The organism is Streptomyces sp. MK7, from assembly GCF_032658145.1.
GTDB lineage: Bacteria > Actinomycetota > Actinomycetes > Streptomycetales > Streptomycetaceae > Streptomyces > Streptomyces spiralis.
This window is the reverse complement of sequence record NZ_JAVACL010000015.1, coordinates 93,035-106,302: the sequence shown is the minus strand read 5'-3', so window position 1 is coordinate 106,302 and position 13,268 is coordinate 93,035. Positions and strand designations below refer to the sequence as shown.

10 protein-coding genes and 1 pseudogene are annotated in these 13,268 nt (G+C 71.7%); 5 read left to right on the top strand and 6 right to left on the bottom strand.

The genetic code is table 11. The features are described from left to right. Nucleotides 1-183 precede the first annotated feature (183 nt). The 3 genes and pseudogenes from R2S09_RS18695 to R2S09_RS18685 all read right to left on the bottom strand — a co-directional run. A pseudogene (locus R2S09_RS18695) lies at nt 184-1,701 on the bottom strand (N-6 DNA methylase); the annotation flags it as partial. Nucleotides 1,702-2,010: 309 nt separating this feature from the next. Continuing rightward, nucleotides 2,011-2,238: a hypothetical protein gene (locus R2S09_RS18690; protein WP_316742174.1), complete on the bottom strand. Its 228-nt coding sequence runs from the start codon at nt 2,236-2,238 to the stop codon at nt 2,011-2,013. Nucleotides 2,239-2,710: 472 nt separating this feature from the next. Continuing rightward, nucleotides 2,711-4,381, bottom strand: a complete 1,671-nt coding sequence (locus R2S09_RS18685; RefSeq protein WP_316742172.1) for a hypothetical protein — start codon at nt 4,379-4,381, stop codon at nt 2,711-2,713. A 663-nt stretch (nt 4,382-5,044) separates the two neighbouring features. Between R2S09_RS18685 and R2S09_RS18680 the strand changes: the two genes are divergently transcribed. Further along, nucleotides 5,045-6,067 carry an RNase H family protein gene (locus tag R2S09_RS18680; RefSeq protein ID WP_316742170.1) on the top strand — a complete coding sequence of 341 codons (1,023 nt, stop codon included), beginning with the start codon at nt 5,045-5,047 and terminating at the stop codon, nt 6,065-6,067. Between the two features lie 254 nt (nt 6,068-6,321). On the opposite strand, the gene R2S09_RS18675 is transcribed toward R2S09_RS18680, so the two are convergent. From R2S09_RS18675 to R2S09_RS18665, 3 genes are all read right to left on the bottom strand, one after another. Then, the gene (locus tag R2S09_RS18675) at nt 6,322-6,843 is read right to left on the bottom strand and encodes a hypothetical protein (RefSeq protein WP_316742168.1); all 522 of its coding nucleotides are present in this window, start codon (nt 6,841-6,843) and stop codon (nt 6,322-6,324) included. Nucleotides 6,844-6,936: 93 nt separating this feature from the next. Next, complete coding sequence (locus R2S09_RS18670) at nt 6,937-7,212, bottom strand: hypothetical protein (protein ID WP_316742167.1); 276 nt, start codon at nt 7,210-7,212, stop codon at nt 6,937-6,939. Between the two features lie 232 nt (nt 7,213-7,444). Beyond that, the gene (locus tag R2S09_RS18665) at nt 7,445-8,359 is read right to left on the bottom strand and encodes an RNA repair domain-containing protein (protein WP_316742166.1); all 915 of its coding nucleotides are present in this window, start codon (nt 8,357-8,359) and stop codon (nt 7,445-7,447) included. A 334-nt stretch (nt 8,360-8,693) separates the two neighbouring features. Between R2S09_RS18665 and R2S09_RS18660 the strand changes: the two genes are divergently transcribed. From R2S09_RS18660 to R2S09_RS18645, 4 genes are read left to right on the top strand one after another with little or no spacing between them, the layout of a single operon-like run. Continuing rightward, entirely contained in the window at nt 8,694-9,710 is a 1,017-nt protein-coding gene (locus R2S09_RS18660) for a GlxA family transcriptional regulator (RefSeq protein ID WP_316742164.1), read from the top strand. Then, nucleotides 9,707-11,563, top strand: coding sequence for a thiamine pyrophosphate-binding protein (locus tag R2S09_RS18655; protein ID WP_316742163.1), 1,857 nt, complete (start codon nt 9,707-9,709; stop codon nt 11,561-11,563). Before R2S09_RS18660 ends, R2S09_RS18655 begins: the two co-directional genes overlap by 4 nt. Then, a complete protein-coding gene (locus R2S09_RS18650; RefSeq protein WP_316742161.1) occupies nt 11,538-12,188 on the top strand; it encodes an SRPBCC family protein in 651 nt (216 codons plus the stop codon). Before R2S09_RS18655 ends, R2S09_RS18650 begins: the two co-directional genes overlap by 26 nt. Continuing rightward, nucleotides 12,185-13,201 (top strand): ketoacyl-ACP synthase III family protein, encoded by a 1,017-nt coding sequence (locus R2S09_RS18645; RefSeq protein ID WP_316742159.1) that lies wholly within the window; start codon nt 12,185-12,187, stop codon nt 13,199-13,201. Before R2S09_RS18650 ends, R2S09_RS18645 begins: the two co-directional genes overlap by 4 nt. Nucleotides 13,202-13,268 lie beyond the last annotated feature (67 nt).

Below are 13,268 nucleotides of genomic sequence, written 5' to 3'. Positions count from 1 at the left end.
GGCGTGATCTGCACGCGTGTCCTCGAAACTCGGTCATGGGCGCGCGTCTGACCAGCCGCGATGCGCGCCTGGAGACACCGTAGTGGATGCGGTCGGGGTCAGGAACGCGGATTGCGGGATGGGGATGTCAACCTCTACGCGTGAAGAACTCATGGAGGGGGTCGGTCGGTGGTGGAGTGCCCTTTACGATGTTCCATCCCGGGACGGGAGCAGCTGCCCCCCGGTCAGCCCGCCCGCCAGCAACCGTGCCGTCTCCTCCGCCAGCAGCGTCGCCCGCCGGGCCTCCGCCCGCAGCTCGTGCACATGCCGGAACGCCTCCCCGTACCGCCGCTGCTCCTCCAGCGACAGCAGCGGCACACGCAGCCGGCCCGGGCTGACCGTCAGGACCGTACTGCCCGTCGACGCGCCCGCGATGTTCTCCTCCGCGCCCAGGAAACCGGCGAGGAACCAGGGGTCCAGGCGGGCCGGGTCCGGCCGGAAGAGGTGGACGTGGAGGCCGAGCAGCGCGCCCGTGTCCTCCTCGCCCGCGACCCGGGCCATCGAGCCGTCGCCGCTCACGACCGCGCGTACGAGGACATCTCCGACGGCGATCACAGGCGCCGTATCGCTGCGCAGCTCCGTCGTATCGCCCGTGGGCCCCGACCCACGCGCGATGTCCGAGCCGGTGAGCACCGCGCGGGCACCGGCCCGCCCCCCGCTCTCACCTTCCGCGCGCCCATGCGCGGCCTCGGGCACGGTGCGCAGCAGCGTCAGCGCCCCACCGCGAGCGAGGTCGGACGCGGTCGCCGTACGCCACTCACGTGCCGCCGCGCCCGCGGCGCTCCACCCCTCCTGCCCGGCCACCCGCGCGAGCGACTTCGCGGCCTTGACGAGATTCCGGCGTGCGGCGTCGACCTCGGCCGACAGTTCCGCCGGATCGACGTCGGCCCGTGACGCCCGTACGAGCCGCGCAGGGGTCAGGTCCACCACGTCGTCCAGCAGGTCGACCACGCCGGCCGCGTGCGCGACACCGGGTTCGCCCTCGAACGTGTCGGGGCTCTCCGCGAAGGCCCGCCACGCACCCAGGGCACGCGCCGTGATCCCCTCCCAGTCCACGGACGCGGACCGGCTCCCGCCCCTGGTCCGCGCGGTCACCGCCGCCCCACCGTGTCCGGCCGCCGCCGACGTATCCGTCGCCGTATCCACGAACAGCACCGACTTGCGCTCGGGCCCACCCGGCTCGGGCCGTTGCAGCACCCACACCTGAAGTCCGATGTGCAAGGGCACCGAAGCGCCCGCCGGCAGCGCGATCACCGCGCGCAGCGCCCCGCTGCGTACCAGTTCCGCGCGTACGCGGCGCCCCGACGCGCGGCCGGCCGTGGCCGGCGGCAGGAGCAGGGCCGCGTAGCCGCCCGGCGTCAGGTGGGCGAGGGCATGCTGCACCCACGCCAGCTCCGACTCGGCGCGGGCCGGTACGCCGTACGCCCAGCGGGGGTCGTACGCCAGCTCGTCGTGGCCCCAGTCCCGGACGCCGTACGGCGGGTTGCACAGCACCGCGTCGGCGAGCAGCTCGGGGAACGCGTCCGCGCGGAGGCTGTCGGCGGCGCGCACGGTGACCTCCGCCTCCGGAGCCGTCAGCATCAGGCTCACGGCGCTGCGCCGGGCCTGCACCGGAAGCGTGTCCTGGCCGTACAGCTCGCGCACGCCCCGGCGGGCGGCGGCTCGTCAAGTCTGTCCACGTGTTTGACGACGCTTTCATTTGCCGCGAGGGCGGCGAGCGCGGTGCACGCCATGGCCCGCCACCAGACTCCCCCGCCGCCCGGCCACAGCCCGCAGGGCGCCGGTCCGTTCGGTCTCGGCACACCCACCGGCCCCGGACAGCCCGCTCGCAGCCGCAGGCAGTGGCTGAAGTGCGGGGCGGTCGCTCTGGTTCACTGCTCGTCGGCGTCGGCGTCGGCACCAGTGGTGGTTCGGCGGAAACCGGCAAGGAAACCGCCGACACCAAGGCCGCACCCCGCCCCACGGTCACCGTCACCGGGACCGCCGAGCAGCCAGGCGATACCTGACGGGCCGGTCCTCCACCTTCACCAGCAGACCCTCGCTCGCGAGGTCTCGGAGGATCCGGCGGGTGTGCTTGTCCTGTGGGTCGTGCCCGGCGTCGCGCAGCGTGCGCAGACCGCGTTCGGTGTCCCAGTAGCCGCCGTACCTACGCACCGCCCTCTCCAGGTCGGCGCGCTGACTGGAGGTCGGCTCGGCCATCGTGCTGCTCCTTGGGACTGGTCGGCTGTGGTCGTGTGAGCCCGCTTCGAGTGGTTGGCGATGCTCGCCGGTGCGCCGACGCAGTCACATGCCGGGCACTTCCGTCATACGCCCTCGGACACGGCACGTGCACTCACCGAATGTCCCGGGCCGTATCCGTGTCCGTGCAGCAACTGGGCGACGGAGGAACCGTATTCGACAGCGAGCAGGGCCGCCTTCCGCCACCTTGTCGTGGCCGGGAGCGAAGAAGGACCCCGGGCCGACCTTCTTGGCGCGGCCGCACCAGCAGGTGGCGGTCGGAGTGAGGTGAGGGAGCGGATTCGGCGTCATGACGCCACGGTAGATCGGCTGCCGAGGTGGGATGCCCTCGCGAAGCGCGGGGCCGGCTGCGGGCCGCCGTAGTGGCTGGTGACCGGCATGCTCTGCAGCGGGTGCCGGGTGTACGGGAGTGCTGGGTGCGGGGGGAGCACCTTCAAGAGCTGTGCGGCCGGGGCGACGCGAGGGCCGGTGTGGCTGTCGGGGAGCCGTAGCGGTGGCCTCCATGCGGCTGCTGTGTCGTGGGGGACGGGGAGGGGGAGGCGGAGGCGCCGGCCGGTGAGGTGGCCTGGGTGGTGGCGGTCGGACCGGCGCCCCTGCCGGCCGGCGGGGTGCTCGGTGACGCGGACGGGGAGGCGCTGGTCGTGGGAGCGGCCGAGGAAGGCGTCCGGCCGAGCGCTGTCAACACCGCGTCGGTGACCCTTCCGTCCGCGTTCGTGGTGAGGACGACCGGGTCGGCGGCGCCGAGCAGATGATCGCAGCCCAGGTTGGTGAACGTCTGGTTGGCCCGTGCCGCGAGGAAACCGAAGAGGTTCGGCGCCATGGCCGGGTCCGGCGAGGGCGCCTTCTCGAAGAGCGGCTTGTCCTTGAAGACGCGCCGGATGCCGGCCGGATCGCGGAAGAGTGTGGTGCAGAAGGCCGCTCCGTCACCGTCGGCGCCGGCACCGACCGCCGGCATGCCGACTCCGGTGCGGTAGGCGTTGGTCTTCGCGACGCTGCCACGGCCGTCGACGAGCGTCATCGGGTCGTTCCGCGGGACCAGCGCGATCGGCGCCTTCTGGTTCGCCGCGGCGGACAGTTCGTCCAACACGAGGGCGGACGTGGCCCGGCCGTCGCTGGACTGGTCGGGCGCGGTGAACGGCTTGCAGCCGAGGGCAGGGTCCACGAACTGGGTCAGCAGCAGGTTGTCGCTGCCGTTGGCCAGGTCCTTGGGGGCGCGGGTGGTCGCCCACCTGGCCCTGCCGTTGTGCCGGTGGTGCCGGTCGCCGCGGTTGGTCAGCCGGGCGGCCTTCCTGAGCGCGGCCCTGCTCGCGGCGTTGTTCTGGGCGATACGGCCGTGCGCGTCGGCGAGGTAGTGGGTCACCACGTTGTCGCTTCCGTCCTGGTCCACGACGGAGAAGTCCCGCGTGGTCGGGCAGGGCAGGCCGTCCTTGGCCCTCCCGAGCGCCGGAATCCTGAGGTGCCCCTTGGCGATCTGGGCGTTGGCGGCCCGGAAGAAGGCCGGCGCATTGCAGTACGCGAACTGGCCGAAGACCGATCCCGGCAGGCCGTTGACGCAGTGGCCCCGAGCCGGACCGTCCCGACGGCCGCTTGCCCGCAAGGTCAGTTCGGCGCTGTTGAAACCGAACCAGATGCCCACGGTCGAGCCGCGTGGCACCGAGGGCCGGGCGGGGGGCGCCGCCGGTCTCGTTCCCTTGTCGATCACCAAAGGGTTGTAGAGGGTCAGCTTGCCGTTCGGGGTGAGGATCGCGGCTTCCACGAACGCCGACTGGTCGGGGTTGGCCTCGTGACAGGGTCCCTGTGCCGGATCGGTCGCGACGAGTCTGTACGGCGTGGCCAGGCCACGGGCGGTGAGCGGATTGTCCGGCACCAGCAGCGTGCAGTTCGGATCGGGTTTGCGGGCCGCCGCGCCGGGCCGCGCGGGGGCTGCCCGGTGCCTTTGCGGGCGGTGCTGGGCACGGACTTCCGCCGCGAACACCGACCCCGCGACGACGGCGAGAATCACGGGGCCGCCGATCAGAGCGAGTGACACCTTCGACAGCTTCCGGTGCCGGGCGTGCTCCCGCCGCGCGGTACGCGACGACTGTGTCAGGTTCTTGCGGGCCACTGAGGTGCTCCTCACTGTGCGTCCCTCCGTGGGGAGTGCCCCACGGGCGCGCGGGCGCACGACGGTCATGACAGTGCGGACCCTTCTGGGCGCGCCGGAGGGACAAGCAACCGGATCGCCCCGCACGACGGATCCACCCGCGGTACGTGCCGCGCTCACGGGCGGTTCAACGGCCGCGCCAGTCATTGCCGAACCTTGAACGAACGGGAGGCTGAACCCAAGGACGAGGTCGGTCCGTGAGACGTACGGGTCCCGGACCCGGGCCCGCCGTGCGCTCGCCGTGCCAGACGAGCCGCGCAGGGACTTTCTCCAGTCGTGCAGCGGGCTGCTGTCCGCGCCGAGGCAACAAGGAGCAGCGGGCCCGCCGCCTCACCGGCCGCTCCCGGCCGGTGGACACGCTGGAGCTGAGGGTGGCGCGCAGGGCATCCCCGGTGGCCTTCGCCGAGGCCCTGCCGGCAGGAACTCCGCGACAGGGGACTGCCGGACGGCACACCGCAGGCGCCGGAGACGGGCCTCGCCCAGTGGGCCCGGGACCGGAGAACGGCAGGCGACGAACTTCCGGCACCGGTACGCGAACTGCGGGACTGCGACGACGACGCCTTCGTTCAGGCCCTCCTGCGCGACGCCCGCGAGGAGGAGAACCCGTACCTCCCGCACGACGCGGTGGCCGAACGGTGGATCCGCCATGCCCGTGCCGCGCTGGCCTGGGGCCGCTACGCGATAGCCCGGGCCGAACGGGACGTACTCGCCTGCTCCTTCTCCGTACGGCACACCCGGCTCGACGCTCTGGACGACGCCTACCAGGACACAGCGGTTCTCGCGGCCCGCTCACGCGAAGCCCTGCTCAGGTTCACGGAACTCCACGACCGGATGCGGGCCTGCGTGACGACGGGGTCCGTCGCGGAGCTCATCGCGCAGTGTCGCGCCGCGGCTCTGGCACGCTTCGCCGACGCCGAGCCCGAGTCGTGGCACAGCGTGCGTGAGCTGACCGTGAGACACCAGGCGCACTGCCCCGAACGGGCCGACGGCTGCCCGCACTGTCACCGCGCTCTCGCCGCCCTCCTCACCGACGCCCATCGTGCGGACACGGCCGAGGACGGCGACGGCGAACAGCCGACGGCAACGCTTCCGGCTGACGGGGACCGCTACGCCGTGCTCGCCGACCTTCCCGGCACCGCCGTCGTGGCCGTCGCCGACGCCGCCGTCGGTGACGAGTCCGCACTGTGCGGCTACGGCTGGGCCGCCGAGGACGGGACAATCGGATACGGCGACTCCCTGGCTTCCAGCAGTGGTGAAGCCGAAGTCATCGGTATCTGCGCGGCCGCCCTCAGCCTCCTCGAGCACCACGAGGACGCACCCGTGGTCGTCCTGTGCGAGAGCACCGAGGCGGTCGACGCGGTCGACACGGCCCTGCGCTTGGCCGACCCGTCAGCCGCCCACCGCACCCTCCTCTTCCCGGAGAGCCGGCAGCTGATGGACCGCCTGCTGCGCCACCGCCACCGCGTCCAGGTCCGCTGGCTCAAAGGCCACATCGGACACGACCTCAACGAAACCGCCGACGCCTTCGCCCCCCTCGCCCTCCGCCGCGCAGGCGGCCGAATCCCTCCCTCCGCCGCCCGGAAGGAGGAGGCGCGGATCCTGCGCTCGCTCGACTCCGGGGGCGGCCCCCTCTCTGTCGCTGCCTGAGCCGCTGACCCGTGGCGAACAGCGGCAGCCGACGCGGGGCAGCCCACGTCATTCCCTCTACGGGCAGCCCTACGACCCTGAGAACCGGTCTCCCCGTCCCCGGACGACAGTGAGCGACGCTCTTCATGGCCCATCTGATCGGGACGGCTCGCGGTGAGCTCCCGGGGGACGCTGAGCGAGCCTGGCGGGGAGGCACTCTCCCAACACTCCCAGGCGCGCTGGACATCAGCCTCATTCGTTGCGCTGACCGCGCCTCAGGTGGTTCGGTCCCGGATCCCCAGGTCCTCCCGCATCAATGTCCGCATCGCCACCAACCGGGGCTCCGCCTGCTTGACCTCGACGAGCAGGCGCTCGACTGTCTCCCCGTCGCGCGCGAGGCCCCGGTCGATGCGCTTGGCCGCCGCGTCCACCTCCGCGAGGACCTTGTTGAGTTCCCGCGACGCCTCCATGATCCGCAGCGGGACGATCATCTGGGCTGCCGCGTAGCGGTCGCGATACTCCCTGCGGGAATCCTCGAGACGGGTGCGGTCCTCATCGAGGTAGACGCCGTCGCGCATGCGGTGCAGGGCGTCCTTGAGGAGCGTGTGGAACTGCTCGGAGGCGCGGTTCATGGCCGTGTACGCCTCTCGGCGCTCCTCGAACGACCTTCTGCGGTCGGCGAGTTCGGCCTCGGTCGCGCGTTGGCGGGCGTTGAAGCGCTGCGGGAGCACCGCGCCGAGGAGAGCCCCGCCGAGGCCCGCCGCCGCGGTGATCGCGGTCGCTATCGCGTCTGACATGTGCGGACCCTATCGTGGTCCGCACGCATCGCCGCAGGTCGCCGGAGGCGGGAGATGCTCCTGAGTGGGTCTCTTGCGATGGTCCGCAGGGTTTTACGACGAGTTGGTGTCCGGGGTGGCCGGTGCGGGGTGAGTGAGGGTGGACGGGCCGGGCTCGGGCTCGGCACGTATGTCGCGGTCAACCAGGCGCTTCGGCTTGGCGCGGTTGCTCTCGGTGTGCCGCGGCTCGGTGCCGGTGCCCGGCATTTCGCGGACCTCCTTCGCGCGGAGCTCGTTCCCGGCCTGCGCGAAGGCGGCGAGGGGACAGCCGAAGACGAACTGGCTGCGGCCGGCATGATCGCGGTGACTTGCCCGGCCGCACCAAGTCACGTTCCCAGCGGATGGCACGGAGGGGTAGCCACATTCGCTCGCGACGCGGAGTCGCGGCATCCGGACTGCCGCTGAGCGATCACGCAGCGCGCGGACACGGTCCGAGCTATCGGGGGGACCCTGTCAGTATCCGAACGGCGTCGATCACGCTGTCCGCGACGCTGTCGCCGCGATCAGGCGAGGTTCGACATGAAGGACACCCCGGCGGCGCATGCCCCACCTGGCCATGGCCTCACCTGTCGGTGATCACGGAGAGCCAGGCCGTGTCCTCCGGGTCCGGCGCTTCGAGGCCGGGTGCGGGCAGCCGGCGGACCTCGCCCGTGCGCAGGGCGAGCGTGGCCCGTGGCCGCATCGGCCCGTCACCTCTGCGTGAGAGCAGGACGAGGTCCCAGACCGTCGCCGTCATGGCGTCGAGCCGGGTGGCGCAGTCGGCGCACACTCGCCGCGGATCCCGGGTCCGGCCCAAGGACAGATGGGGGGTGAAGCCCTTGGCGGGCCCGCGACAGCGCGGGAACCGCCGCTGCAGTACGCCGTGCAGGTCCGACCATGGTGCCCTGCCGCCCGCCGCCGGGTCGAGCCACACGGTGAAGTACGCCCTGTGCCGGAAGGTGCGCACCCCGTCCAGCCGGGCGGTGAAGACGGGCGTCTCGGCCGTCGCCGCGGCGAGCAGCGGCGCGGCCCGCTCGAAGTCGGACTCCGGCACGAAGCCGAAGAGGACATTGACGTGCGGCGGCCAGCGGTGGATCTGCGGATCGTAGTCCCGGCGGATGTCCTGGATCGGCGGCCACAGCTCCGCGGGCGGGATCCAGGCCACCGCCGTGCGGGCCGTCGGGGGTGCGTCGAGGACGCCGACGGGCTCGCCCCTGCCGGCGCTCGTGTCGAAGCTCAGGTCACCTTGCGGGTCGCGTACCCGGCCGGCGCCCGACGCGTCGATGCGGTCCGCACCCGTGGCCCGGTCCCAGACCACCTCGCCGTCCGCCTCGATGAACACCACTCGATGCCATGGGATGTCGCCTCCGGGCACGAAGGAAGGCAGCGGGACGCGTTTGACGGCCTCCCCGCGCTGGCTGATCCCCAACACGAACCGGGCCGGGTCGAACCGCGGGTCCCAGCGGACCCGGTGATAGATCTCGTCGCTGGTCCGCATCACGCCTCCTCTCCCGTGCTACGCCTTCTCTTCCAGGGTGCCGCTCACCCTGTCCTCGACGGTCGGCCTTCACCCACCGCGACCCATTGGCTGCGGTACGTGTGAAGGCGCCGCAGTCGGAACCCCGCCCGCCTGCGGCTCGCAGGCCGCCGCTGCCTCGCCCGGCCGGCCGTGGCCTTCGGCCGGCTCGTATGTCCCGCATCTCCCGTGACGTGTCTCACCCTGCGCTCGCCCGGCGTCTTTTGCCCGGTCAGCGCAGTGAGCCCGGCGCGTGGCAGGAATGGTCAACAGCCTGTCATTGTGGACGGTCCTCCGCTGGGAACAGGCTGTCACCATGAGACAACGACGTGTTGTTATCGTGGTCTACCCCGGTGCCCAGACCCTGGACGTCAGCGGACCGCTCGAAGTCTTCGACACGGTGAACCGACTGATGGCCGAGCAGGCAAGCGCCTACCGTCTGCAGTGCGTCTCCCCTGATGCTCCGTCAGTGGCCACGTCCGCGGGCCTCGTCGTGCAGACCGCCCCCCTGGACGCCGCGGAGGGGGCGATCGACACCCTCGTCGTGCCCGGTGGGCCGGGCCTCAAAGCGGCTTTGACGGACACGTCCTTCGTCGCGTGGATCAGGCACGCCGCGGCACGGTCCCGACGCGTGGCCTCCGTGTGCGGCGGAGCCTTCCTGCTGGCGGAGGCCGGTCTCCTCGACGGACGACGGGCCACCACGCACTGGGCGTTCGGAGAGCAGATGGCGCGTCGCTACCCCGAGGTGACGGTGGATCCCGAGCCGATCTACGTCCGGGACGGCCCGTACATCACCTCGGCGGGAGTGTCCACCGGTATCGACATGGCCCTCGCCCTCGTGGAGGACGACCTGGGGGCGGCATGCGCCCTGGAGGCGGCGAAGTACCTGGTGCTGTACTTCAAACGGCCCGGTGGACAGACGCAGTTCAGCATGATCCTCGACACACAGCTGACCGATCAGGAGCCGATCCGGTCCCTTCAGGACTGGATCCAGGAGAACCTCCATCGCGCGCTGCCGGTGTCCGAACTCGCCGAACGCACCAACATGAGTCCACGTCACTTCGCCCGTGTCTTCGCGCAGACGGTGGGGATGACACCGGGTCAGTACGTGCGGCGATTACGTATCGCCCGGGCCCGTCAACTCCTGGAGGCGACCGATCTGTCGGTGCGGCAGGTCGCGAGCCGCTGCGGATTCACCGCGATCGAGACGTTCCTGCGCGCCTTCGCCGCCGTCGTCGGTCTCACCCCCGCACAGTATCGGCACCACTTCCAGTTGCGGGCCCACTCCGGTCCGGCCGTCGAGCCGGCATGGGCGGAACGGAGGTCGGCATGACCTGCCGGATGCGTCTGGTGGACTACGTCGCCGCCGAACTGGAGCGGATCGGTGTCCGGTATGTGTTCGGCGTGGGCGGAGCCAACATCGAGGACCTGTACGAAGCGGTGCACCGTGCCCCCGGCCGCATCCGCGGTATCGTGGCCAAACACGAGTTCTCCGCGGTCACCATGGCGGACGGGTACGCCCGGACCACCGCACGCCTCGGCGTCGTCGCGGCCACCTCAGGGGGCGGTGCGATGAACCTGGTTCCGGGACTGGCGGAGGCCCACGCCTCACGCATCCCGCTCCTGGCCCTGGTGGGACAGCCACCGACCTTTCAGGAGGGCCGGGGCGCCTTCCAGGACTCCAGCGGCAAGGCGGGCTCCTTCGACGCTCTGGACGTCTTCGCACCCGTATCGCGCTTCTGCGCCCGAGTGACCGAACCCGAAGCGATCCCCGGACTGCTGGCTCGCGCCATCAGCATGGCACAGACCGAGCCCCGGGGCCCCGCCGTGCTGCTCCTGCCCAAGGACGCCCAGCAGGGACGCTTCGAGGTGCCGGCGGTCACGGGATCCGCGGCATTCGCGAACACCGGAGCATCCGCGAGTGCCGCGCGAATCTCGGGAATTCGCATGGCGGCGCACACACCGCTCGCGGTGAGGGGAGCGGGCAGGGCGGCGCGGCGGGCAGGGGCGCCTCACGCGCCCGCGGCCGTGCAGCCGGATCCCGCCCGTCTGACCGAGGCGGTCGGCGTGCTGGAGGAAGCCTCCCACGTCATGGTGATCGCCGGCGAAGGCGCGGCCGGGACGAGGGCGCGCGAGGAACTGGCCGGTCTGGTGCGGCACCTGGGCGCCTGCGTGGCCGTGTCCCCGGACGCCAAGGACGTCTACGACAACCGCAGTCCCCGGTTCGTGGGCGTGGCAGGGGTCATGGGCCATCCCGAGGTCGAGGACTGCCTGCGCCGCGCCGATGCCTGCCTGCTGGTGGGTACCCGCCTGCCCGTCCTGGCGCGGGGAGGACTGGAGTCGCTGCTCACCGGGATGCCCGTGGTCTGCGCGGATCCGGAGCCGCCGTTCGTTCCGGGAATCCCGCTGCTCGGGCCGGTGGCCGATACTCTGCGGACGCTGGAGCGCCGCCTGTCACCGCGGCCACCGGCCTGCGCGGCCCATCACCCGCCGTCCCTCCTGCCCGCTGCCCCGGATTCCGGTCCGGCCCCCGGACACACCTCGGTGGCCGGCGCGATCGCCGAGGCGCTGCCACCGGACGCCCATGTCTTCGTGGACGCCGGCAACGTGGGGGCTGCCGCCATCCACGCTCTGCCGGCCCCCCGCGACGGCCGCTTCGTCGTGGCGGTGGGTATGGGGGGCATGGGCTACACCTTCGGCGCCGGGATCGGCGCCGCGTTGGCCACCGGCCGTCGGACCTATGTGGTGGCCGGTGACGGGGCGTTCTTCATGCACGGCATGGAGATGCACACCGCCGTCGAGTACGACGCGCCGGTCACCTTCGTCGTCCTGAACAACAACGCGCACGCCATGTGCGTCACGCGTGAGGAGCTCTTCCAGGGCGGCGCCCGCCGCGAGAACGTCTTCCACCCGTCCCGGATAGCGGACGGCGCGTCGGCGATGTTCCCGAGGCTGCGCGTCACCTCGGCCGGCACCCCGGCACAGTTGCGATCCGCGTTGCTGCACAGCAACGACGGCGGTGGGCCGGCCCTGGTCGCCATGGACCTCGATCACCGCGAGACACCACCGTTCCAGCCCTTCCTGACCACCTCCGCAGCCGGTGCGGGCGCCGCCGTCGCGCCCGGGCACCGGCCGGTCCACGATGAGGAGAAACACACCCATGACCGACCGATCCACGTTGGCTGACATCCCGGGCCTCGTGCGGGTGGAGAACACCAGCCCGGAGGAACTGGCCGCCCGCTGCCTGGAGATGACCCCGGACGCCTACCCGCACCAGCAGGTCTACGGCGAGTACTGCACCATCCAGGAGCACGTCGACTGCCCGCCGGAGGCGACGTACGACTATCTCAGCCGCGGTCACCACTTGGAGGAGTGGACGTGCAGCCTGCGCGGGTTCGAGCCCGCGGGCACACCGGGGCTGTGGGTGGGCCACGACCTGCTGGAGAAGGGCACCCGGATCTACTGCCGGACCGAGGCGCACCCCGGTGCGATGACCGTCGACTACCACTGCGCCTGGGACCAGGGCGACGAACTGTGGATGGTCTACCTGATGAGGGTGGTTCCGGCCGCCCTCGTCCTCGGCCGCTCCGGATCGGTGATCACCTGGACCAACTGCCGCCACCCGTACTACCGGCGCAACCCCCACCCGGACCTGGCACCGCACCCCGACCGGCGCTGGGTGGGTGAGTACTGGGACCTGTTCTACGCCGGTCACACCCTCGAAATGCACAATCTCAAGGCGATCCTCGAGCACCGGCACCGCAACGGTCTTCCCATCAGCGGCTCCCCGGCCAGGCAGGTGGCCCGATGACGACGGTGAGCCTGACCGACGTCTCCGCCTACCTCCCCGGCGATCCCGTACCCGCCGCCTTCTTCACCGAGCACCCGGCGGCGGAGGACAAGCTGCGCGACAGCCCGATGTTCAAAATCCCCCCGTCACGCCACCACGTCGCCCCCGGCGAGACGAACGCGGACATGATCGAGCGTGCCGTCCAGCCGCTGGTCGAACGGCACGGCCGCGCGGCGATCCGCCGCGTCGACGTCCTGCTCGTGCACAGCCAACTGCCGGACCAGCCCTTCGTGGGCGCCGGCACCGAAGTGGCGCGCCGACTGGGCCTGGCGCCGCGGTGGCTGATCGATGTGGCCAACGCCGGCTGTGCCTCCTTCGTGCACATGCTCGACCTGGCTCGGCGGATCCTGCTCGACGGCGAGGCCCGCACGGCCCTGATCTGCAACGCACAGAGCGCCGCGGGCCAGCTGTTCACCCAGTCGCAGGTGCGCGGTCTGTCCCAGGCAGCCATCCCGGGCGACGGCTGCGGAGTCGGCTACGTGACGACCTCCGCACACGCCCCTGTCCTCGGGATCGAGAGCCGGCACATCGCCGCCCATGCCGGCGACATGACCATGGTGCGCGAGGACGGGCGCAAGTACTGGGAGGCCGGGGAGGCCCAGGTCCACATCGGGTTCACCGAGACCGGAGTCACTCAGGTGCTTCAGCGGGGCAACCGCCTGGTGCCGCAGGTCGTGCGGGACCTGTTCCGCCGCCTGGAAAGGAAAACCACCGAGATCGATTCCCTGATCACCAACCAGCCCAACCGCACCTTCTTGCGCAACTGGCGTGACGCCCTGGACCTGCCCGCCGAGCGTCACCCCGACACCTTCGACCGGTACGGCAACCTCTTCGGTGCCGCGATGCCCGTCACACTCGACGACGCGATCCGCTCCCAGCGGATCAGGGAGGGCGACCTGGTGGTGCTGGCCGGATTCGCCCACGCCGGGGACTATGCCGGCGCCGCCGCGATCCGCTGGGGGCAGCGATGGTGACCGCGGTGTCCCCCTCCCCGCGCCTGCCGGCACTCAACGAGAGCCCCTACCCCCCGCCGCCGTGCGT